Origin of the sequence: Hydrogenophaga sp. RWCD_12, from assembly GCF_046604225.1 — a bacterium.
Taxonomy (GTDB): domain Bacteria; phylum Pseudomonadota; class Gammaproteobacteria; order Burkholderiales; family Burkholderiaceae_C; genus Hydrogenophaga.
This window is the reverse complement of the sequence record NZ_JBKIXC010000001.1, coordinates 289,782-312,475: the sequence shown is the minus strand read 5'-3', so window position 1 is coordinate 312,475 and position 22,694 is coordinate 289,782. Positions and strand designations below refer to the sequence as shown.

Genomic DNA, 22,694 nt, shown 5'->3' with positions numbered 1-22,694 from the left:
GGGCTCAGAACGATGGCTGCAGGGCACTCCACACCGTCTCCATGATCGACGGTTGCGCCGCGTCGCGCAGGTGCACGTCGTCCGGGAAGAAGTAGGTGTCGACCCTGGGCAGATGGCCCGTGGCGCTGATGTACACGCCCCCGTTTGCCGCCGCCACCCACTGGTAGGTCGATGTCAGCTCGCGCTGGTAGTCGTCGCCCCGCGGATAGAACAGGAAGTCCATGACATACAGCCGCGCCCCAGCATTGCGGGTGGTCTGCGCCATCCAGTTCAGGTTGGCGCGGATATCGTCCATGTCGACCGACTGCCAGGCGTCGTTCGTGCCTTGCGCCAGGATGATGTGCGACGGCCAGTAGCGGTCCAGCCAGCCGCCCAGGCGCTCGACGCCGTGGTGGGTCTGCATGCCGCCCAGACTCACGTCGACCAGCCGGTCGCAGCCGTGGCCGGTGCGCGCCGGGATGGCCGCCGCCAGCGTTTGCGACCAGACCTGCCCCGGCGACACGAAGGAGAACCACTCGTTGGTCACGCCGTAGCCGTAGCCCTGGGTCAGCGAATCGCCGATCAGCAGCACGGTGCGGTTGGTGTGCGGCGCGGGCGGTTCGACACCACTGGCAGACGGGTCGATCACGTAGTAGGCCGTGCCTTCGTAGCGGTAATCGCAGTGGGTCTGGACGACCGTGTCGCGCTCGCCAACGTTGCCGCTGTAGAAATGGGACTTCACGCCCAGCCGGTAGAAGCGGAACAGCGGCTTGAGCCCGGCGCCCGGCGTGGCGCTGGCGTGGTAGGCGATGCCTTCGTACTGGTAGGCGGGCAGGTTGGCCTGGATGTAGGCCTTTTCGCTTTCGCTGATGGTGAAGAAGTGCACGCCGCGGGCGGCGTTGTAGAAGCGGTGCACCGGCGACAGCCCCGGCTGGGCGCTGCGGCTGACCACGAAGGCTTGCCCCTCATACTGGAACTGCGGCAGGGAGGCGATCACCTGGTCGCGCTCGGCCTCGGCGGCAGTGAAGAAATGCGCGCCGGTGCTGCTGTTGTAGAAGCGGTAGACCGGCATCTGATCGGCGTAGACCTTGCGCGTCAGGCCCGAGAGCTGGCTGCCGCCGGTCCGCAGGGCCTGTGCCCGCTTGGTGTCGAGCTCGCTGCGGTTGAGCCGCGCCGCATGGCCCAGCATCGTTTCGTTCTTCTCGTCTTCCGAGAGCTCGGGCAACGGAGCACCAGAGGCATTGAAGCGCGCCCAGGTGTCCATGGTGACCTGACTGCCGTCGTTGCCCGCCGAGCCACCACAGGCCGTGAGGAAAGCGCAGGCAAGCGGGAGTGCCAGACGCAGAAGACGGGATCGAAGTGGTAAAAGGTTCATCGGCTCTGTCACGACGGAAACAAACCCGCGATTATCCCGCCCCCACCCCATGAGCGTTCCCACCGGCAGCGACCGCCCCCGCAGCACCCGCCCCACGTCCCTCGGTGGCCTCTGGCCCTTCCTGCGGCCCTACCGCTGGCAGGTCGCCACGGCCGTGTTCTTCCTGATGCTGGCTGCGGGCGCCACCCTGATGTTCCCGATGGCCCTGCGCGGCCTGATCGACGGCGGACTGGTGCCTGGTCTGCGCGGCGAGCAGGCGATGGCGCTGCGCGGCCAGTTCGTGCTGCTGTTCGGCGTGGCGGTGGTGCTGGGGCTGGCCTCGGCGGCGCGCTTCTACTTCGTGAGCTGGCTGGGCGAACGCGTCACGGCCGACCTGCGCAACGCGGTCTACAGCCATGTGCTGCGCCAGAGCCCGCAGTTCTTCGAGACCACGCAGACCGGCGAGGTGCTCTCGCGCCTGACCACCGACACCACCCTGGTGCAGACCGTGGTCGGCTCGTCGATGTCGATGGGGCTGCGCAATGCCGTCACCGGCATCGGCGCGCTGGTGATGCTGGTCTGGACCAACCCGTATGTGATGCTGCAGGTGGCGCTGATCATCCTGCTGGTGGTGCTGCCCAGCATGTGGTTCGGCCGCCGCGTGCGCCGCCTCTCGCGCGCGAGCCAGGACCGCGTGGCCGATTCCAGCGCCATCGCGGCCGAGGTGCTCAACGCCATCCCGGTGGTGCAGAGCTACAACGGCGAAGACCGCGAATCCGACCGTTTCTCCGCCGCCACCGAGAACGCCTTCGGCACCGCCGTGCGCCGCAGCCGCGCCCGCTCCGCGCTGGTGGCCTTCATCATCATCAGCACCGCCGCCCTGCTGCTCTGGGGCCTCTACCAGGGCACACAGGCAGTGATCGCCGGCGAGATCACCGCCGGCCACCTCGGCCAGACCGTGGTCTACATCATCATCTTCGCGGGTGCGGTCGCCGTGCTCGGCGAGGTCTATGGCGATCTGCTGCGTGCCGCCGGTGCGAGTGAACGCCTGATGGAACTGCTGGCGATGACTTCGCCAGTGCAGTCGCCCGAACAACCCGTCGCCGTGCCCTGGCCTCAGGGCGGCAGCGCACTGCGATTCGACGGCCTGGGCTTCCACTATCCGTCGCGCCCCACGCAGCCTGCGCTGACCGACCTGTCGCTGGACGTCTTGCCCGGCCAGACCGTCGCGCTGGTCGGCCCCAGTGGCGCCGGCAAGACCACCGTGTTCGGCCTGCTGCTGCGCTGGTACGACCCGTCGTCCGGAACGATCTCCCTCGACGGCGTGCCGGTCCAGCAGATGAGCCTGCACGACCTGCGCCAGCGCATCGGCATCGTGCCTCAGGACCCTGTGATTTTTTCAGGCACCGCGCTGGAGAACATCCGCTACGGCAAGCCCGGCGCGAGCGACGAGGAGGTGCGGGCCGCCGCGCGCGCGGCCTTCGCCGAAGAGTTCATCACCCGACTGCCCGAGGGCTACGACACGTTCCTGGGCGAACGCGGCGTGCGGCTCTCGGGCGGGCAGCGTCAACGCATCGCGATCGCGCGCGCCATGCTCAAGAACCCGCCACTGCTGCTGCTCGACGAAGCCACCAGTGCGCTGGACGCGCAGAGCGAGCGCATGGTGCAGGCGGCGCTGGAGTCGGCGATGAAAGACCGCACGACGCTGGTGATCGCGCACCGCCTGGCGACCGTGCAGCAGGCCGACCGCATCGTGGTGCTGGACCACGGGCGTCTGGTGGAGCAAGGCACGCACGCAGAACTCGTGGCGCTGGGCGGGGTGTATGCGCGGCTGGCGGCGTTGCAGTTCAACGCCTGAACCAGAGACATCACACGTGGTGGCAAGCCACCAGCCGCCCTTCGACTTCCCGCAACAACGGCAACTCGGCGGCACAGCGCGCATCCGCCCGCGGACACCGCTTGTGAAACGCACAACCTGACGGTGGGTTCAGCGGACTGGGCAGCTCCCCGGTGATCGGGATCTTCTTCTGCCGCTGCGCCGGATCGATCGACGGCGTGGCCGACAGCAGCGCCTGCGTGTACGGGTGCAACGCGTTGGCGAACAGCGTCTTCTTCGGCGCCGACTCCACCACGCGCCCCAGGTACATCACCATCACGTGATCGGCGATGTGCTCGACCACGGCGAGGTTGTGCGAGATGAACACGTAGGCCGTGTTCAGCTGCTCCTGCAGATCCATGAACAGGTTGAGCACCTGCGCCTGGATCGACACGTCCAGCGCCGAGGTCGGCTCGTCGGCCACCAGGATCTTGGGCTGCAGCACCATGGCACGCGCGATCGCGATGCGCTGGCGCTGGCCACCCGAGAACATGTGGGCATAGCGGTCGGCATGTTCCGGCCGCAGACCCACGCGCTGCAGGATCTCCTGCACCTTCTGCCGGCGCTCGTCGGACGACAGCGTGGTGTTCAACAGCAGCGGCTCGGCGATCTGGGTGCCGATCTTCTGGCGCGGATTGAGCGACGCATAGGGGTTCTGGAACACCATCTGCACCTGGCTGCGCAGGCGCTTGTACTGCGCGCGGTCGCCGGGTACCACCCACTCGCCGCCCACCTGCAGCCGGCCTTCGGTCGGTGGTTCGATCAGGGTGAGCTGGCGCGCCAGCGTGCTCTTGCCGCAACCGGATTCACCGACCACGGCCAGCGTCTGGCCCGCGGCCAGTTGGAACGACACATCGACCAGCGCCTTGACGGTCAGCTTGGGCTTGAGCGCGCCTTGCGAGACACCGTAATGCCGGGTCAGCGACTCGGCGACCATCACGGGCACGCCGGCGGCGAGGGTTTCGGGGGCGGAACTCATGACGCCTCCTGGGCCATCAACGGGAAGAAGCAGCGCACCTGTTCACCTTCGTGCGCACGCAAGGGCGGGCGCTCGTTCTGACAGCGGTCCTGCACGTACGGGCAGCGCGGCGCGAGCAGGCAGCCGGCCGGCCGGTCGTGCTGCCCCGGCACGATGCCCGGCAGGGTGTGCAGGCGGCGCGCGCCGCGGCTGTGTTCAGGCACGCTCTGCAGCAACGCTGCGGTGTAAGGGTGCGAGGGTGCGGCGAACAGGCGCGAGACGGCGCCCTGCTCGACCACCTGGCCGGCATACATCACGGCCACGCGTTGCGCCACCTCGGCCACCACCGCGAGATCGTGGGTGATGAGGATGAGCGCCATGTGGTGCGCCTTCTGCAGCTGCACCAGCAGCTCCATGATCTGCGCCTGGATGGTCACATCCAGCGCCGTCGTCGGTTCGTCGGCGATCAGCAGCTTGGGGTTGCAGGCGATCGCCATCGCGATCATCACGCGCTGTGCCATGCCGCCCGAGAACTGGTGCGGGTAGCTGTCGAGCCGGCTGGCCGCACCAGGGATCTCGACCATCTGCAGCAGCTCCAGCGCCCGCGCGCGCGCCGCCGCGCCCCGCAGGCCCATGTGCTCGCGCAGCACCTCTTCGAGCTGATAGCCCACGGTGAAGCAGGGGTTCAGCGAGGTCATGGGATCCTGGAAGATCATGGCCATGTCCTTGCCCAGGATCTTGCGGCGTTGCCGGTCGCTGATCTTGAGCAGATCCTGACCATCAAAGTGCAGGCGTTCGGCGTTGACCCGACCCTGCCCCGCGAGCAGGCCCATCATCGCCATCATCGCGACCGACTTGCCCGAGCCCGACTCGCCGACGATGCCCAGCACCTCGCCCTGGTCGAGCTGCAGGTCCAGCCCGTCGACGGCGCGGAAGGCGTGTCCCGTGGCCTTGGATTTCGCGCCGAACTCGACGCTCAGTTGTTGGATGTCCAGCAGGCTCATGGTGTGTGTTTCCTGCGTGCTCATGAAGCCGACTTGAGTTTGGGGTCGAGCGCGTCGCGCAGGCCGTCACCCACGAGGTTGATCGCGAGCACCGACAGCAGGATCGTCAGTCCCGGCAGCGTCACCACCCACCAGGCACGTTCGATGTAGTCGCGCGCCGAGGCGAGCATGGTGCCCCACTCGGGCAGCGGCGGTTGCACGCCCAGACCGAGAAAGCCCAGCGCCGCGATTTCGAGGATGGCGGCGGAGAAGCTCATGGTCGCGTGCACGATCAGCGGCGCGGTGCAGTTGGGCAGCACCGTCACGAACATCAGGCGCAGCGTGCGCGCGCCCGACAGCCGTGCGGCCGTCACATAGTCGCGCTGCAGCTCGCTCATGGCCGACGCCCGCACCAGCCGCACATAGGCCGGCAGCTGCACCAGCGCGATCGCGATCATGGCGTTGAGCAGGCCCGGGCCGAGGATGGCCATGATCGCCACCGCCATCAGCAGCGAGGGCAGTGCCATCACGATGTCCATCACCCGCATGATGCTGGCATCGACCCACTTGCCGGCGAACGCCGCCACCAGCCCGAGGATCACGCCCGGCACCATCGCCATCAGCACCGACATCAGTCCGACCAGCAGCGACAGCCGGGCGCCGTGGATCAGCCGCGAGAGCAGGTCGCGCCCGAGCTCGTCGGTACCCAGCAGGAACTGGCTGCTGCCACCGGCCCAGGACGGCGCCTGCAGGAAGTGTTCGCGGTATTGCTCGACCGGGCTGTAAGGTGCGACCCAGGGCGCCAGCAGCGCCAGCACCACCACGATCGCCATGAAGACCAGCCCGGCCACCGCGCCCTTGTTGAGCGAAAACGCCCGCCAAAATTCGCCGAAGTTCATGACGTCACCCGGATGCGTGGGTTGGCCACACCGTAGAGCAGGTCCACGGTGAAGTTGGTCAGGATCACCAGGGTGGCGACCAGCAGGATGCCGTTCTGCACCACCGGATAGTCACGCCTTCCGATGGCTTCGATCAGCCACTTGCCGATGCCCGGCCAGGAGAAGATGGTCTCGGTCAGCACCGCGCCGCCCATCAGCGTGCCGACCTGCAGGCCGACCACGGTCAGCACCGGGATCAGCGCGTTGCGCAGTGTGTGCACGAAGATCACGCGGGCGGGCGACAGGCCCTTGGCGCGCGCCGTGCGCACGTAGTCTTCGCGCAGCACTTCCAGCATCGACGAACGCGTCATCCGCGCGATCACCGCCAGGGGGATCGTGCCCAGCACAATGGCCGGGAGAATCAGGTGGCGCACTGCATCCCACAGCGCACCGTTGTTGAGTTCGGGATCGGCGCGCTCCGCCAGCCAGGCATCGACCAGCATGAAGCCGGTCTGCGGCGGTACGTCGAACATCAGGTCCAGCCGTCCGGACACCGGCGTCCATCCCAGCCCGACCGAGAAGATCAGGATCAGCAGCAGGCCCCACCAGAAGATCGGCATCGAGTAGCCGGTCAGGGCCGCCGTCATCACCGTGTGATCCATCCAGCTGCCACGCTTGACCGCCGCCATCACGCCAGCGATCAGACCAAACACCAGCGCGATCAGCAGCGCGCAGAGCGCCAGTTCCAGCGTGGCCGGAAACAGGGTCTTGAACTCGCTCCACACGCTGGCCTGCGTCTTGAGCGAATGGCCCAGATCACCCTGCAGCAACTGCCCCAGGTAGCGGCCGTACTGCACGTGCAGCGGCTGGTCCAGGCCCAGTCGCTTCAGTGCCGCAGCGTGCATCTCGGGATCGAGCGTGCGCTCGCCCACCATGACCTCCACCGGGTCGCCAGGAATCAGGCGAATGAGGGAAAAGGTCAGCAGCGTGACACCCAGAAACGTGGGGATCAGCACCAGCAGACGCCGGAAGATGTAACTCAGCATGCGCAGATGCCTCTTGTTCTTGAAGGAATACGACAACGGGCGTCAAAAATGACGCCCGCCATCTTTCCGGAGCAACGTGTCTGAACCAGAACGCGGCGGAACCGGCTCCGCCGGGCCGCTCGCGTTGCCCCCCGGGGGGGGGACGCCGCGGGCGGCGCGGGGGGTCATTTCACACTGACGCCTTCGAAGTTGTAGTCACCGAAGGGGCTGATCTTGAAGCCGTTGAGTTCCTTGCGCATCGGCTGGTTGACCATCGAGTGGGCAATGGTCGACCACGGCAGGTCCTTCTTGAAGACTTCCTGCGCCTTGGTGTACAGCTCGGTGCGTTCCTTCTGGTTCACGCTGTTGCGGGCCTTGAGCACCAGGGCATCGAACTCCTTGCTGCAATAGCGCGCGTAGTTGGAACCGCCGATGGCTTCGCAGGTCAGCAGCACGCCCAGGAAGTTGTCGGGCGAAGCGTAGTCGCCGGTCCAGCCGATCAGGCCCGTGTCGTGCTCACCCTGCTTCAGGCGCTTGAGGTACTCGCCCCATTCGTACTGCGTGATCTTGGCCTTGATGCCGATCTTGGCCCAGTCGGCCTGGATCATCTCGGCCATCAGCTTGGCATTGGGGTTGTACGGACGCTGCACCGGCATCGCCCACAGGGTGAATTCGGTGCCTTCGGCCACGCCAGCCTTCTTCAGCAGCTCCTTGGCCTTTTCCGGGTTGTAGGCGGCGTTCTTCAGCTTGGGGTTGTAGGACCACAGCGACGACGGGAAGGGGTTCGTCGCTTCCTGGCCCTGGCCCTGATAGACCGCGTCGAGGATGGCCTTGCGGTTGATCGCCATGTCCAGCGCCTGGCGCACTTCGGGCTTGGCGAACAGGGGCTTTTCGGTGTTGTAGGACAGGTAGCCGATGTTGAAGCCTGGCGCGGTGTCGACCTTCAGGGCCGGGTCGGCCTTCATCGCGGCAATGTCCTGCGGCTTGGGCTGCGACATGATGTGGCACTCGCCAGCCTTGAGCTTCTGGAAGCGCACCGAGGCATCGGTGGTGATCGCGAAGATCAGGTTGTCGACCAGCACGTCCTTGGCGTTCCAGTATTCCTTGTTCTTCACGTAGCGGATCTGGGCGTCCTTCTCGTAGCGGCGCAGCACGAACGGGCCGGTGCCGACCGGTTGCTGGTTGATCTGCGAGGCCTTGCCTTCGGCGACCAGCTTGTTGGCGAACTCGGCCGACAGCACGGAGGCGAAGGGCAGCGCGATCTTCGACAGCATGTCGGCGTCGGGCTTCTTGAGCTTGAAGATCACCGTCAGCGGATCGGTCTTGGTGATCGATTCGATGTTGCCGTCCAGGCCGGTGTCCGACATGAACGGGTAGGTGGCCGGATAGGCCTTGTTGAACGGATGTTCCTTGTCGGCCATGCGGCCGAAGGTGAAGATCACGTCGTCGGCGTTGAACTCGCGCGAGGGCTTGAAGAAGTCGGTGGTGTGGAACTTCACGCCCTTGCGCAGCTTGAAGGTGTACACGGTGCCGTCGGGGGAGATGGTCCAGGACTCGGCCAGGCTGGGGCGAATGTCGGTGGAGCCCTTCTTGAACTCGACCAGTCGGTTGAACATCGCGTGACCGGAGGCGTCGAAGGTGTTGCCGCCGCTGTACTGCGCGTTGTCGAAGCCTTCGGGGCTGGCTTCGGAACAGTAGATCAGCGTGCCCGCTGCATGCGAAGCCATCGCCACCGCCGTCAGGCCCAGTGCCACGGCCAGTTTCTTCAGTTCAAACATAGGTCATCCTCAGGTTGGTCGACCCGGGCGGATTCCCGGGCCGTCATGCGAAAAAGCATTATCAATACAAAAAGTCACAGCCCTGTCACCGACGGTGGAGCCACCGATGCAGAACAAAGGGTCCACTTGACCCGCATCAAGGGTTGCAAAATCGGTGCCACTGCGCAGCACGCGCCAACGAGCACTCACATGATCCTCTGGGAAGCCCACACCTGTCTGCCCCTGCACCCCGACGCCACGCTTGCACCACTGGAGCGCTACCGCACCGCCGGCGTGCACTACGTGAGCATCAATGTGGGCATGGACATGAACCCGCTCACGCAGATCCTGCCGGTGATCGCCTCCTTTCGTGCACAGATCGCCGCGCATCCCGAACGCTATCTGCTGCCCGACACGGTAGCGGACATCGAACGCGCGCGTCACGAGGGAAAACTCGCGGTCGGTTTTGACCTCGAAGGCGCTCTGCCGCTGCTCGAACGGCCAGAGATGGTGGCGCTGTACCGCGATCTTGGCGTGCGCCAGATGCACTTCGCCTACAACCGCAACAACAGCGTCGCGGGCGGCTGCCACGACGAGCCGCAGGGTCTGACCGCGCTGGGCCGGCGCATGGTCGAAGCAGCCAACGCGGCGGGCGTGATCCTCGATTGCTCGCACACCGAGCGCCGCACGACGCTGGACATCCTGGCCCATTCGGCCCAGCCGGTCGTGTTCAGCCACGCCAATCCGCTGGCTCTGGTCGAGCATGGCCGCAACATCACCGACGAGCAGATCCGCGCCTGCGCCGCGACCGGCGGCGTGGTCTGCATGTCCGGGGTGTCGCGCTTTCTTGGCGTGGAAGAACCCTGTGCGACCGACATGGCCCGCCACATGGCCTATGTCGCGCAACTGGTCGGCGCCGAGCACGTCGGCCTGGGACTGGACATCGGCTTTGGCCAGCCGGGTCTGGACGACGATCCACCGCCGCCCTTCGATCCGGGCTATTGGTGGCCCGCATCGGAAGGCTACGGCAACGGCATCCGCCAGATGCGCTACGCCCCGGTGGACGCCTGGCCACAGATGCCCGAGGCATTGCGTGCCGTTGGCATGAACGATGCTGAGATCGCAGGGGCGCTGGGCGGCAACATGGCGCGGGTGGCGCGCGCGGTCTGGGGTTCCTGAGTCGGAGCACAACAGCCATGGTTATGCGTCCGATGCATAACCAGATGGCAACTCGGCCTTGGACAGTTCATGAGCGGGGTCCGTACAGTCGCGCCCATCGGTTCCACACGGAAGCGATGAGACAACCCACAAGGACCCCTCGCACATGTCACAAGCACCGCACCCGGCCGGCGCCGCGGCCAACAGCCCCGCCGCCTTCACCAACGCCCTGCCTTCCTACCTCGACCCGGCCAACCTCGGCCCCTGGGGCATCTACCTGCAACAGGTTGACCGCGTCACCCCTTACCTGGGCAGCCTCGCGCGCTGGGTCGACACGCTCAAGCGCCCCAAGCGCACCCTGATTGTCGACGTGCCAATTCACCTGGATGACGGCACCGTGGCCCACTTCGAAGGCTACCGCGTGCAGCACAACACCAGCCGCGGACCCGGCAAGGGCGGCGTGCGTTTCCACCAGAACGTGACCCTGTCCGAAGTAATGGCACTGTCGGCCTGGATGTCGATCAAGAACGCGGCCGTCAATGTGCCCTACGGCGGCGCCAAGGGGGGCATCCGCGTCGATCCGCGCCAGCTGAGCCTCGGCGAACTCGAACGCGTGACCCGCCGCTACACCAGCGAGATCGGCATCATCATTGGCCCGACCAAGGACATCCCCGCGCCCGACGTCAACACCAACGAGCAGGTGATGGCCTGGATGATGGATACCTACTCCATGAACGAAGGCTCGACCGCTACCGGTGTCGTCACCGGCAAGCCAGTGGACCTGGGCGGCTCGCTCGGCCGTCGCGAAGCCACCGGTCGTGGCGTGTTCACCGTCGGTACCGAAGCCGCCAAACACATCGGCATGGACATCAGCAAGGCACGCGTGGCGGTGCAGGGCTTCGGCAACGTCGGCGGTGTCGCTGGCAAGCTGTTCGCCGACGCCGGCGCCAAGGTGGTTGCTGTGCAGGACCACGGCGGCACCATCTACCGTGAGTCGGGACTGGACGTTCCCGCCCTGCTGGCCCACGTGGCCCGTGTCGGCTCGGTCGCCGGCTTCACCGACGCCGAAGTGATGGACAACGACGCCTTCTGGGGCGTGCCCTGCGACATCCTGATCCCGGCCGCGCTGGAGCAGCAGATCACCGAAGCCAACGCAGGCCGCATCCAGGCGAAGATGGTCATCGAAGGCGCCAACGGTCCGACCACGCCGCAGGCCGACGACATCCTGCACGACCGCGGCATCCTGGTGCTGCCCGACGTGATTGCCAATGCCGGCGGTGTGACGGTGAGCTACTTCGAGTGGGTGCAGGACTTCTCCAGCTTCTTCTGGAGCGAGGACGAGATCAACGAGCGCCTCGTGAAGATCATGAAGGGCGCGTTCGCCGCCGTCTGGCAGGTGGCACAGGACAACAAGGTCAGCCTGCGCACCGCGACCTTCATCGTCGCCTGCAAGCGCATCCTGCATGCGCGCGACCTGCGCGGTCTGTATCCCTGACACCCGACAAAAAGCCCCGCGATGCGGGGCTTTTTACTGCAAGGTTTCCTTGAGCGGCGGCAGTGACGGCAAGGGCATCACCTCGATGCCCTCCTCGATCAGTTCCATCGCCACGTCGGGCGTGGTGCGACCGCGGATATTTCGCTGCTCCATCTCGCCGTGGTGCATGGCGCGCGCCTCGTCGGCAAAACGCTCTCCCACGTCTTCGGTCTGCTGCATTACTTCGCGCATCGCGCGCAGCAGTCGCCCCTGCAACTCGGAGCCCGGCGCCGTGCGCCCGAGCTCGACCTGTCCTTCCGCTGCCGCTGGACGGGCAGCAGCCTCCTCACGCGACCTGCCAAGGTTGAGACGGGGTGCCGACAGCATTTTGCGCACCTGCGCATCCCCGCACAGCGGGCAGCTCAGCAAGCCACGATCCAGCTGCTGGTGAAAATCAACTTCCGACGCGAACCAGCCTTCAAAGTCGTGCTGGTGCGCGCACTGCAGGTTGAGAACCTTCATGCAGAGATTATCTGGCGACCTCGGGCGGCATGGCACCCGACCAGTCGAGCGACCATGCCCCCGACAGAACGTTTTGCAGCCAAAGGGCGCCCACCAGGGTCTTGCAATCGATGATCGTGCCGTCGCGGCACCAGGCCTGCAACTCGTCGGGCGAGGCACTGAACACATCCAGGAACTCTCCCTCGTCCAGATGGCGTTCGCCAGCCACGAGTCCGCGCGCAAACCAGATGTCGATGATCTCGTCTGAATAAGCGATGGTCGGTGCGAGACGTCCGGCAAACGCCCACTCGTTGGCGCTGTACCCGGTTTCTTCCCGCAGCTCACGTCTGGCGCAGGCCAGACTGCCCTCGCCAGCATCCAGCTTGCCCGCAGGGAACTCGACGATGGTGCTGCGCATCGGGTAGCGGTATTGCCGCTCCATGATGAGCTGGCCATCGTCCAGCAAACCGATCACCATCACGGCGCCAGGATGCAGCACGTACTCGCGGGTCGCCTCTCGCCCGGAAGGCAGGCGCACGGTGTCGCGGACCACATGCAGGAAATGTCCGCGCAGCAACTCTGAGCGGGACACCGGCTCTTCACGCAAGTGGGCGTCTTGGCTCATGCGGCGACAGAATCAGGCGTGCCGCTTGAAGAGGTAGCGGTAGACGAAGCCGGGAAACGCCAGCGTGAGAAACAGTGCGGCGGTGGTGGCATAGAACTCCCACCCTTGCGGGTAGATCTGGCCGTCGGCCTTTTCCAGCGCCAGCCCAAGAGCTCCCACCAGGAAGTAGCAGACCACCAGCTCCGCCACGTGCAGCCCAAGGGTCTTGGGCGCCGACCGTGGAATCACCCCCAGCCAGCGCTGGTTCAGAAACGGCAGATTGGCGCCAACGATGGCCGCAGCCAGCACCAGCCAGACCGAAACGGAAGCGTTCACGCGAACAGCGAAGCAACCGCCTTCGCACACAGGGTCATGAGGCCACCAGGCACGATGCCCAGGATCAGCACGAGCGCACCGTTGACCGACAGCACGGAGCGCACGTCCATGCCGGCCGAAATGCCAGCCGTCTGTGTCGGCGCATCGAAGTACATGACCTTGACCAGTCGCAGGTAATAGAACGCACCGATCAGCGACATGACGACGGCGAACACCGCCAGACCGATGTACATCGGTTGAGACGAGGCCAGCAGCGCCTGCAGCACCGACAGCTTGGCGTAGAAGCCGACCAGCGGCGGCACACCGGCGAGCGAGAACATGCACACCGCCATCACGCCGGCATAGAACGGGCTGCGCTGGTTCAGACCGGCGAGGTCACGAATCTCTTCGGACTCGAAGCCATCGCGGGAGAGAAGAAGGATCACTCCGAACGTGGCCAAGGTGGTGAGCACATAGGTCACCACATAGAACATCGACGCACCGTAGGCGTTGGCCATGTTGCTGGTGTCCAGGCCCTTGGCACTGGAAACCACACCGGCCAGGAGACCCAGCAGCATGAAGCCCATCTGGGAGATGGTGGAGAACGCCAGCATGCGCTTGAGGTTGGTCTGCGCAATGGCCGCCAGGTTACCGATCAGCAGCGAGGCCACCGACAGCACCGTCAGCATCTGCTGCCAGTCGACAGCCAACGGCGCCATGCCTTCGACCAGCAACCGGATCACGATGGCAAAGGCGGCCAGCTTGGGTGCACCACCGACCATCAGCGTGATGGCTGTCGGAGCACCGTGATAGACGTCGGGCACCCACATGTGGAACGGAACCACACCGAGCTTGAACGCCAGACCGGCCACCACGAACACGAGCCCCAGCATCAGGACCTGCGACGAACCCTTGAGCGTGGCAGGACCGCCGGCAATGGCCTTCATCACACCCGTCACGTCCAGGGATCCGGTCGCGCCATACACCAGCGACAGGCCGTACAGCAGGAAACCGCTGGCCAATGCGCCCAGCACGAAGTACTTCATGGCAGCTTCAATCGCCTTGCCGTCGTCGCGGCGCAGCGCCACCAGGGCATAGCTCGACAGGGTCAGCAGCTCCAGACCCAGGTAGATCACCAGGAAGTTGTGGCCGGCAATCATCACGAACATGCCCAGCAGCGCAAACAGCGACAGCGTGAACAGGTCACCGCCACGCAGCATGTCGCGCGAACTGGCGTAGTCACGGCCATACACCAGGGTCACCATCATCGCCAGCGCGGCGAAGCACTTCAGCCATTGGCCCATCGGGTCACTGACGATCAGGCCGCCAAAGCCCAGGATCGTCTGGCCAGTGGCCGCAACAGTGCCTTGAAGGTAGGCCACCACGGCCAGCGTCAGCAGCGTCAGGCCGTAGGTCGCGTTGCGCTTGGGGGATTTGACCGACAGATCGACCAGCGCGATCACGCAGGCCATCGTCAGCAAAAGAAGTTCCGGGTAGGCCGCCACCCAGCTGAGTTGGTCAATCATGAGAAGACTCGCTTATTCGTTGGCTCGGCTAGGGATCAGTGCAGCTTGGACACGGCGACGTGGCGCAGCAGCTCGGCCACCGACGCATCCATCACATCGGTGAACGGCTTGGGATAGACACCCATGACCAGCACGGCAATCGCCAGCAGCGCCATCACGAGGAATTCGCGGCTGCCGATGTCGGTGAGCTCCTTGACATGGTCGTTGGCGACCGGGCCGAGATACACCCGCTTGTACATCCACAGCGAGTAAGCCGCTCCGAAGATCAGTGCCGACGCCGCTGCCATGCCAATCCAGAAGTTGGCCTTGACCGCAGCCAGGATCACCATCCACTCACCCACGAAACCAGCCGTTCCCGGCAGGCCGCAGTTGGCCATGGTGAACAGCAGTGCAAACGCCGCGAAGTTGGGCATCGTGTTGACGACACCCCCGTAGCTGGCGATCTCGCGCGAGTGCACGCGGTCGTACAGCACGCCGATGGAGAGGAACATGGCGGCCGAGACAAAACCGTGGGCAATCATCTGCACGATGGCCCCGGAGACACCCAGGTCGCTGAAAACAAAGAAGCCCAGGGTCACGAAGCCCATGTGGGCCACCGACGAATAGGCCACCAGCTTCTTCATGTCTTTCTGAACCATGGCCACGAGGCCGACATAGATCACGGCAACCAGGGACAGACCGATGATCAGCCACGCCCACTGGTGCGAAGCGTCGGGCAGGATGGGCAGCGAGAAGCGCAGGAAACCATAGGCACCCAGCTTGAGCATGATGGCCGCCAGCACGGCGGAGCCACCGGTCGGGGCCTCCACGTGCACGTCGGGCAGCCAGGTGTGCACTGGCCACATCGGCACCTTCACGGCAAACGCCGCGAAGAAAGCGAAGAACAACAGGGTCTGTGCATGGCCACCAAGCGGCAGCTTGTACCAGGTCGCCAGATCGAAACTGCCACCGGACTGGTTGTACAGATAGATCAGGGCCACCAGCATCAGCAGCGAGCCCATCAGCGTGTAGAGGAAGAACTTGAACGCGGCGTAGATCTTGTTCGGACCTCCCCAGATACCGATGATCAGGTACATCGGGATCAGAGTGGCTTCGAAGAACACGTAGAACAGCATGCCGTCCTGCGCAGAGAAGACACCGATCATCAGACCCGAGAGGATCAGGAAGGCGCCCATGTACTGGTTCACACGCTCGGTGATCACTTCCCAGCCCGCCAGCACCACGATCACCGTGATGAATGCGGTCAGGAGGATCAGCCACAGGGAGATGCCATCCACGCCCAGGTGGTAGTTGACATGGAAACGGTCGATCCAGACCGATTTCTCCACGAACTGCATGGCAGCCGTTCCCAGCTTGAAGCCGGTGTACAGCGGAATCGTCACCGCCAGGGAGATCAGCGATCCCACCAGGGCGATCCAACGCACCACACTGGCCTGGTCATCGCGACCAAGGGCCAGCAACACGACACCGAAGAGGACCGGTGTCCAGATCGCAAGGCTCAGCAAACCCATCTTCTTGTTCTCCTTATTTGGCGAGCCACACGAAATACGTCATGAACAGGAACACGCCCACGATCATGAGCAGTGCGTAGTGGTAGAGATAACCACTCTGGAAGCCACGCACCACCGACGAGAAGCCGCCGACGAAGCGCCAGCTTGCGTTGACCACGCCGGTCTCGATCACACCCTGGTCTCCACCCTTCCACAGCCCCGTACCCAGAGCACGAGCGCCGCGGGCGAGGACGTTCTCGTTGAACCAGTCCATGTAGTACTTGTTTTCCAGAATCGTGACGATCGGCTTGAGCGCGCGACCGATCGCAGCCGGTACCGCCGGATTGATCAGATACATGTACCAGGCCAGCACGGCACCGGAAAGAGCCAGCCAGAACGGTGCGGTCGTGAATGCGTGCATGGCCATGGCCAGCGGCCCGTGGAACTCCTCGGCGAACTTCTCCATCGCCGGATGCAGCTCGGTGTTGATGGTGATGGCATCGCGCAGGAAATCACCCAGCAGCATCGGCTGGATGGTCATGAAGCCGATGACAACGGAAGGAATGGCCAGCAGCAGCAGCGGCACGGTCACCACCCAGGGGGTTTCATGCGGCTTGCCATCGCCATGGTGGCCATGGTCGTCGTGGTGTTCGTCGTGACCATGGTGCGCGTCCGGGTTCTGGTCGTAGCGCTCCTTGCCATGGAAGACCAGGAAGTACAGGCGGAACGAATAGAACGAGGTCACGAACACACCGGCCAGCACAGCAAAGTGGGCGAAATGGGCGCCTGGAAGGTTCGAGAAGTGGGCCGCCTCGATGATCGAGTCCTTCGAATAGAAGCCCGAGAACAGCGGTGTGCCAATCAGGGCCAGCGTGCCCAGCAGCGAGGTGATCCAGGTGATCGGCATGTACTTGCGCACGCCTCCCATCCAGCGGATGTCCTGGTTGTGGTGCATGCCCATGATCACCGAGCCCGCAGCCAGGAACAGCAGCGCCTTGAAGAACGCGTGGGTCATCAGGTGGAACACCGCGACCGAATAGGCCGAAGCCCCCAGAGCCACGGTCATGTAACCCAGCTGCGACAGTGTCGAGTAGGCCACCACGCGCTTGATGTCGTTCTGAATGATGCCCAGGAAGCCCATGAACAGCGCCGTGATGGCACCGATCACCATCACGAAGTTCAGCGCGGTGTCGGACAGCTCGAACAGCGGTGACATGCGCGTGACCATGAAGATGCCGGCCGTCACCATGGTGGCGGCGTGAATCAGCGCGGAGATCGGGGTCGGACCTTCCATCGAGTCCGGCAGCCAGACGTGCAGCGGGAACTGGGCCGACTTGCCCATGGCACCGATGAACAGGCAGATGCAGATCACGGTGACCAGCAGCCAGTCGGTACCGGGGAAGCCCATCTTGGCCAGTTCGGGCGCCTTGGCGAACACTTCGGTGTAGTTGAGGGAACCACCATAGGCCACGATCAGGCCGATGCCGAGGATGAAACCAAAGTCACCCACGCGGTTCACCAGGAACGCCTTCATGTTGGCGAAGATCGCGGTCGGCTTGTTGAACCAGAAACCGATCAGCAGGTAGGACACCAGGCCCACCGCTTCCCAGCCGAAGAACAGCTGCAGCAGGTTGTTGCTCATCACCAGCATCAGCATGGAGAAGGTGAAGAGCGAGATGTAGGCGAAGAAGCGGTTGTAGCCGGCGTCCTCTTCCATGTAGCCGATGGTGTAGAGGTGGACCATCAGCGAAACGAAGGTGACCACGCACATCATCATGGCGGTCAGACCGTCGATCAGGAATCCGATCTCCATCTTCAGGCCGCCGACCGTCATCCATTCGTAGATGGTCTGGTTGAACCGGGCGCCGTCGACCGCCACGCTCTTGAGCGTCAGGGCGGAAATGACGAAGGCCACCAGCACACCCAGGATCGTGAGGGAATGCGAAGCGCGGCGACCGATCAGGTTGCCGCCGAACGTGGTGCCCAGAATGCCGGCGAGGGCCGAACCCACCAGCGGTGCCAGGGGCACGGCCAGCAGGGTCGTTGCGGAAAGGGTGGTGCTCATGGTGTGCTTGCCTGTCGTGTCCCGGGCGTCAACCCTTGAGAGTGTTGAGTTCTTCGGCGCTGATGGTCGTCTTGCTGCGGAACAGAAGCACCAGGATGGCCAGGCCGATGGCCGACTCGGCGGCGGCCACGGTAAGGATGAAGAACACGAACACCTGACCGTTGAGGTCGTTCAGGTAGTGCGAGAAGGCAACGAAGTTCATGTTGACCGCCAACAGCATCAGTTCGATGGCCATCAGCAGCACGATGATGTTCTTGCGGTTCAGGAAGATGCCGATCACGGACAGCGCGAACATGATCGCGCCAACCGACAGGAAATGTCCCAATGTGAGGCTCATGCCTTGCCCTCCTCGGCGGCGACTGCCTGGGCAGGCGCGGATGGTTTGGTGGCGGCCATCTTCACGACCACCAGACGGTCTGCGGCACGCACACGGACCTGCAAACCCGGATCGATGGCCTTGCTGTCCTTGCGCTGGCGCAGGGTGAGTGCGATGGCGGCAAACATGGCGACCAGCAGGATCACGGCGGCGATTTCGACCGGGTACAGGTACTTGGTGTACATCAGCTGACCCAGCAGCTTGGTGTTCGGCACATTGGCGGCCTGTTCGGCCACCGGTGCCACCAGCTTCGGAAAGCCAATCCACAGCACGGCGATCAGTTCGGCAGCAACCAGACCACCCAGCGTCGCGGCCAGGGGGAAGTTCTGCCAGAAGCCCCAGCGGTCACCGTCGAGCTTGATGTCGAGCATCATGACCACGAACAGGAACAGCACCATCACGGCACCCAGGTACACCAGCACCAGGGTCAGACCGAGGAATTCAGCCTTCAGCAGCAGCCACAGGCCGGACGCCTGGGAAAAAGCCAGCATCAGGTAGAGCACGGCGTGCACAGGATTGCGCGACGTGATGACGCGGTAGGCGGCGAACAGCATCACCGCCGAAAACAGGTAGAAGAAGCCGGTCTGGTAGTCCATGGTCTTGTCTTTCGCCGGCTGATTCAGCGGTACTTCGCGTCCGCGGCTTTGGCGGCGGCAATCTCGGGCTCGTAGCGGTCACCGACGGCCAGGAGCATTTCCTTGGTGAAGTACAGGTCACCGCGTTTTTCGCCGTGGTATTCCAGGATGTGCGTTTCGACGATGGCGTCGACCGGGCAGGCTTCTTCGCAGAAACCGCAGAAGATGCACTTGGTCAGGTCGATGTCATAGCGGGTGGTGCGGCGCGTGCCGTCCTCGCGCTCGCCAGCCTCGATGGTGATGGCCATCGCTGGGCAAACGGCTTCGCAAAGCTTGCAGGCAATGCAACGCTCTTCACCGTTTTCATAGCGGCGCTGCGCGTGCAGACCGCGGAAGCGTGGCGACAGCGGGGTTTTCTCTTCCGGGAACTGAACCGTGACCTTGCGACGCAGGGCGTAGCGGCCGGTCAGGGCCATACCCTTGAAGAGCTCCACCAGCATGAAACTCTTGAAGAAGTCGCGCAGCGAGAAGGGAGCGACGGCGGTAGTGGACATATCTTTCTTTCGCCCGCTGTTATTTCCAGGGATTCCAGGGAGACTGAATCAAGGCGGCAACCACGAGCAGCCAGACCAGGGTCACGGGAATGAAAATCTTCCAGCCCAGACGCATGATCTGGTCATAGCGGTAGCGCGGGAAGGTGGCGCGGATCCAGATGAAGCACGAGATCACGAAGAAGGTCTTCGCGCCCAGCCAGATCCAGCCAGGGATGAACGAAAGGAAGCCGATTGGCGAACTCCAGCCACCCATGAACAGTAGGACGGCCAGGATCGACACCAGCCACATGCTGGCGTACTCGGCGAGGAAGAAGATGGCGAAACCCATGCCCGAATACTCGACCATGTGACCGGCCACGATTTCAGCTTCGCCTTCGACCACGTCGAACGGATGGCGGTTGGTTTCAGCGACACCGGAGATCAGATAGACCAGGAACACCGGAGCCATCAGGATCCAGTTCCAGCCCATGAAGTCCAGGCCGATGCCCTTCCAGAACTCGGCCCAGCGGCCGGTCGACTGCGCGACAACGATGTCACCGAGGTTCAGGCTGCCAGCAGCCATCACCACAATCAGGAAGCAGAAACCAATGGCGATTTCGTAGCTCACCATCTGCGCCGAGGCGCGCAGGGCGCCCAGGAAGGCGTACTTCGAATTCGACGCCCAGCCAGCGATGATCACGCCATAGACCTCGATCGATGTGATCGCCAGGATCACCAGCAGGCCAGCGTTGATGTTGGCAATCACGGCTTCCGGGCCAAACGGCACAACCACCCATGCGGCCAGCGCCGGCATGATGGCCATGACCGGCCCCAGGCGGAACAGGCCGTTGCTGGCAGCCGTCGGATTGATCAGTTCCTTGGTCAGCAGCTTGACCGCGTCAGCGATTGGCTGCAGCAGACCCTTGGGACCCACACGGTTGGGACCGACACGCACCTGCATGAAGCCCAGCAGCTTGCGTTCCCACAGCGTCATGTAGGCCACGGCGCCCATTAGCGGTGCCAGCACGGCCACGATCTTGATCAGGCCCCAGATGACAGGCCATGCTGCGGTGGTCCACCAGGCGGCATTGATGAGGCCGAGGCCCCCGTTGTACATCGCGTCGATCATGCGCGGGCTCCTCGGGCGTCGCTCGTGAGTTGCAGCGAGGTGGCTCGGCGCACCAGGCCGTCCAGCTGGTAGATCGCTGCCACACAGGGGGAAGACTGCGCCGGCGACTGGTCGGCAGCAGCCGGTCCCACGCTCGCATCGGCATTGTTCAGGCGGGCCGCGTCCACAACCGCACCGGACGCCACGCCCGGCAGGGCGGCGGACAGCACGGCCTGCGACGTATCGGCATCAAAGCCAGGCAGACCCAGCAGGTTGCCCAGAACTCGCAGCACCTTCCAGGCAGGACGCGTATCGCCCAGTGGCCGGACCACAGCGTGGAAGCTCTGCAGGCGGCCTTCGGCGTTGACGAAAGAACCGGACGTCTCGGTGAACGGAGCGATCGGCAGCAGCACGTCGCTGATGTCCAGGTTGGCCTTGAACGGGCTGAGCGTGACCACCATGTCGGCGCTCTTCAGTCCGTCAGCACCGACCGCGGTGTCGAAGGCCGGCTCGGTGTTGAGCAGCACGGCCGCCTTGAGATGGCCGCCCAGCATCTGACCAGCGTTGAGACCACCCAGCCCCGGCAGGGCGCGCACCAGTTGGGCGCCCACGGTGTTGGCCGCTTCGGTCAGGTAGCCGACCGTGGCACCGGTCTGTTGACCGATCCAGTTGGCCAGCGCCAGCAGGCTGGAAGCCTTCTCATGGTGAGCGGCCGCATTGCCCAGCAGGATGGCCTTCTGTTCACCACCGAGCAGAGACTTGGCCACAGCACGGGCCTCATCGTTCACGTTGCCGGCGACGGGCGACTGAACGCCGGTTTCGGCAGCCACGGCGGCAGCGATACCGGCCAGCGCGCTGACCCAGACACTGCTGTCGACCAGCACGACATTCTTCAGGGACATGGCCCAATCCTGCGCCTGAGCGTTCAGGACATTGACCTGTGCACCCTTGCGAGCGGCTTGGCGAATGCGTTGCGCCAGCAGAGGGTGGTCCTTGCGCAGGTTCGATCCCACCACGAGCACGCGCTGGAGTTGCGACAATTCGGCGATGGGGCGACCCAGCCAGCGCGACTGGTTGGCCCATGTCGCGTTGCCGAAATCGGCATAGCGGAGTCGGCTGTCGATGTTCTCGCTGCCCAGGCCGCGGACCAGAGCGCCAGCCAGTGCGAGCTCCTCGACCGTACTGTGCGGGCTGGCCAGCAGACCGATCGCACCGGCGCCATGGCTGGCCTTGACCTGCTGCAGGCCATTGGCCACGTATTCCAGTGCGGTCTGCCAGTCCACCGTCTTCCATTCACCACCCTGCTTGAGCATGGGCTGGGTCAGACGATCTTCACTGTTGAGAGCTTCGTACGAGAAACGGTCGCGGTCGGCGATCCAGCACTCGTTGACGGCGTCGTTTTCCAGCGGGACGACGCGCATGACCTGGTGGTTCTTGACCTGCACGATCAAGTTGGCACCGGTCGAATCGTGCGGGCTCACACTCTTGCGGCGCGAGAGCTCCCAGGTGCGGGCGCTGTAGCGGAAGGGCTTGCTGGTCAGCGCACCCACCGGGCAGACATCGATCATGTTGCCCGACAGCTCGGAGTCCACCGACTGGCCGACAAAGGTCTCGATCTCGGCGTGTTCACCACGGTGGGACATGCCCAGCTCCATCACGCCGGCAATTTCCTGACCAAAGCGCACGCAGCGGGTGCAATGGATGCAGCGGCTCATCTCTTCCATGGAGATCAGCGGACCCACGTCCTTGTGGAACACCACACGCTTTTCTTCGTCGTAGCGCGAGGCGCCACCGCCGTAGCCCACGGCCAGGTCCTGCAACTGGCACTCGCCGCCCTGGTCGCAGATCGGGCAATCCAGCGGGTGGTTGATCAGCAGGAATTCCATCACCGACTTCTGGGCCTTGATGGCCTTGTCGGACTTGGTGCGCACGATCATGCCCATGGTCACCGGCGTGGCGCAGGCGGGCATGGGCTTGGGGGCCTTTTCCACCTCCACCAGGCACATGCGGCAGCTGGCGGCGATGGAGAGTTTCTTGTGATAGCAGAAGTGCGGAATGTAGGTGCCCGCCTTCTCGGCCGCATGCATGACCATGCTGCCCGGGGGCACTTCGACCTTCTGGCCGTCGAGTTCGATTTCAACCATGGTGTGTCGTCTCGT

General features: G+C 64.4%; 20 protein-coding genes. 3 read left to right on the top strand and 17 right to left on the bottom strand.

The genetic code is table 11. The annotated features are described in order from the left end of the window. Window positions 1–4: 4 nt before the first annotated feature. Window positions 5–1,354 carry a GDSL-type esterase/lipase family protein gene (locus tag ACLIJ1_RS01530; protein ID WP_411363712.1) on the bottom strand — a complete coding sequence of 450 codons (1,350 nt, stop codon included), beginning with the start codon at window positions 1,352–1,354 and terminating at the stop codon, window positions 5–7. 49 nt (window positions 1,355–1,403) lie between these two features. Here ACLIJ1_RS01530 and ACLIJ1_RS01525 point away from each other — a divergent pair, with 49 nt between their 5' ends. Beyond that, on the top strand, window positions 1,404–3,191 hold the full coding sequence (locus tag ACLIJ1_RS01525; RefSeq protein WP_411363711.1) for an ABC transporter transmembrane domain-containing protein: 1,788 nt from the start codon (window positions 1,404–1,406) through the stop codon (window positions 3,189–3,191). A 10-nt stretch (window positions 3,192–3,201) separates the two neighbouring features. Here the strand turns inward: ACLIJ1_RS01525 and ACLIJ1_RS01520 are convergent, their stop codons facing one another. The 5 genes from ACLIJ1_RS01520 to ACLIJ1_RS01500 form a co-directional block, all read right to left on the bottom strand. Continuing rightward, window positions 3,202–4,188, bottom strand: coding sequence for a dipeptide ABC transporter ATP-binding protein (locus ACLIJ1_RS01520; RefSeq protein ID WP_411363710.1), 987 nt, complete (start codon window positions 4,186–4,188; stop codon window positions 3,202–3,204). Continuing rightward, entirely contained in the window at window positions 4,185–5,171 is a 987-nt protein-coding gene (locus tag ACLIJ1_RS01515; protein WP_411364764.1) for an ABC transporter ATP-binding protein, read from the bottom strand. The genes ACLIJ1_RS01520 and ACLIJ1_RS01515 overlap by 4 nt, the downstream gene beginning before the upstream one ends. 20 nt (window positions 5,172–5,191) lie before the next feature. Beyond that, window positions 5,192–6,049 carry an ABC transporter permease subunit gene (locus ACLIJ1_RS01510; RefSeq protein WP_411363709.1) on the bottom strand — a complete coding sequence of 286 codons (858 nt, stop codon included), beginning with the start codon at window positions 6,047–6,049 and terminating at the stop codon, window positions 5,192–5,194. Continuing rightward, window positions 6,046–7,074, bottom strand: coding sequence for an ABC transporter permease subunit (locus ACLIJ1_RS01505; RefSeq protein WP_411363708.1), 1,029 nt, complete (start codon window positions 7,072–7,074; stop codon window positions 6,046–6,048). The genes ACLIJ1_RS01510 and ACLIJ1_RS01505 overlap by 4 nt, the downstream gene beginning before the upstream one ends. A 164-nt stretch (window positions 7,075–7,238) precedes the next feature. Then, window positions 7,239–8,831 carry an ABC transporter substrate-binding protein gene (locus tag ACLIJ1_RS01500; RefSeq protein WP_411363707.1) on the bottom strand — a complete coding sequence of 531 codons (1,593 nt, stop codon included), beginning with the start codon at window positions 8,829–8,831 and terminating at the stop codon, window positions 7,239–7,241. A 189-nt stretch (window positions 8,832–9,020) separates the two neighbouring features. On the opposite strand from ACLIJ1_RS01500, the gene ACLIJ1_RS01495 reads away from it, so the two are divergent. Then, window positions 9,021–9,989, top strand: a complete 969-nt coding sequence (locus tag ACLIJ1_RS01495) for a dipeptidase (protein ID WP_411363706.1) — start codon at window positions 9,021–9,023, stop codon at window positions 9,987–9,989. Between the two features lie 145 nt (window positions 9,990–10,134). Beyond that, entirely contained in the window at window positions 10,135–11,463 is a 1,329-nt protein-coding gene (locus ACLIJ1_RS01490; RefSeq protein WP_411363705.1) for a Glu/Leu/Phe/Val family dehydrogenase, read from the top strand. A gap of 33 nt (window positions 11,464–11,496) precedes the next feature. Here the strand turns inward: ACLIJ1_RS01490 and ACLIJ1_RS01485 are convergent, their stop codons facing one another. Genes ACLIJ1_RS01485 through nuoG form a run of 11 tightly spaced genes read right to left on the bottom strand, consistent with a single transcriptional unit; the run spans window position 11,497 to window position 22,679 of the window. Then, window positions 11,497–11,964 carry a DUF1178 family protein gene (locus tag ACLIJ1_RS01485; protein ID WP_411363704.1) on the bottom strand — a complete coding sequence of 156 codons (468 nt, stop codon included), beginning with the start codon at window positions 11,962–11,964 and terminating at the stop codon, window positions 11,497–11,499. A gap of 7 nt (window positions 11,965–11,971) precedes the next feature. Beyond that, window positions 11,972–12,568 (bottom strand): NUDIX domain-containing protein, encoded by a 597-nt coding sequence (locus tag ACLIJ1_RS01480; RefSeq protein WP_411363703.1) that lies wholly within the window; start codon window positions 12,566–12,568, stop codon window positions 11,972–11,974. Between the two features lie 12 nt (window positions 12,569–12,580). Beyond that, on the bottom strand, window positions 12,581–12,883 hold the full coding sequence (locus tag ACLIJ1_RS01475) for a DUF2818 family protein (protein ID WP_411363702.1): 303 nt from the start codon (window positions 12,881–12,883) through the stop codon (window positions 12,581–12,583). Next, a complete protein-coding gene (gene nuoN, locus ACLIJ1_RS01470) occupies window positions 12,880–14,388 on the bottom strand; it encodes an NADH-quinone oxidoreductase subunit NuoN (protein WP_411363701.1) in 1,509 nt (502 codons plus the stop codon). Before nuoN ends, ACLIJ1_RS01475 begins: the two co-directional genes overlap by 4 nt. A 35-nt stretch (window positions 14,389–14,423) precedes the next feature. Next, window positions 14,424–15,899 carry an NADH-quinone oxidoreductase subunit M gene (locus ACLIJ1_RS01465; protein WP_411363700.1) on the bottom strand — a complete coding sequence of 492 codons (1,476 nt, stop codon included), beginning with the start codon at window positions 15,897–15,899 and terminating at the stop codon, window positions 14,424–14,426. 13 nt (window positions 15,900–15,912) lie between these two features. Next, window positions 15,913–17,943 (bottom strand): NADH-quinone oxidoreductase subunit L, encoded by a 2,031-nt coding sequence (gene nuoL / locus ACLIJ1_RS01460; RefSeq protein ID WP_411363699.1) that lies wholly within the window; start codon window positions 17,941–17,943, stop codon window positions 15,913–15,915. Between the two features lie 28 nt (window positions 17,944–17,971). Next, entirely contained in the window at window positions 17,972–18,280 is a 309-nt protein-coding gene (gene nuoK, locus ACLIJ1_RS01455) for an NADH-quinone oxidoreductase subunit NuoK (protein ID WP_411363698.1), read from the bottom strand. Next, the gene (locus ACLIJ1_RS01450) at window positions 18,277–18,915 is read right to left on the bottom strand and encodes an NADH-quinone oxidoreductase subunit J (protein ID WP_411363697.1); all 639 of its coding nucleotides are present in this window, start codon (window positions 18,913–18,915) and stop codon (window positions 18,277–18,279) included. The genes nuoK and ACLIJ1_RS01450 overlap by 4 nt, the downstream gene beginning before the upstream one ends. 23 nt (window positions 18,916–18,938) lie before the next feature. Continuing rightward, the gene (gene nuoI / locus ACLIJ1_RS01445) at window positions 18,939–19,448 is read right to left on the bottom strand and encodes an NADH-quinone oxidoreductase subunit NuoI (RefSeq protein ID WP_411363696.1); all 510 of its coding nucleotides are present in this window, start codon (window positions 19,446–19,448) and stop codon (window positions 18,939–18,941) included. A gap of 19 nt (window positions 19,449–19,467) precedes the next feature. Beyond that, complete coding sequence (nuoH, locus tag ACLIJ1_RS01440) at window positions 19,468–20,556, bottom strand: NADH-quinone oxidoreductase subunit NuoH (RefSeq protein WP_411363695.1); 1,089 nt, start codon at window positions 20,554–20,556, stop codon at window positions 19,468–19,470. Beyond that, window positions 20,553–22,679, bottom strand: coding sequence for an NADH-quinone oxidoreductase subunit NuoG (gene nuoG / locus ACLIJ1_RS01435; RefSeq protein WP_411363694.1), 2,127 nt, complete (start codon window positions 22,677–22,679; stop codon window positions 20,553–20,555). The genes nuoH and nuoG overlap by 4 nt, the downstream gene beginning before the upstream one ends. Window positions 22,680–22,694: the final 15 nt, after the last annotated feature.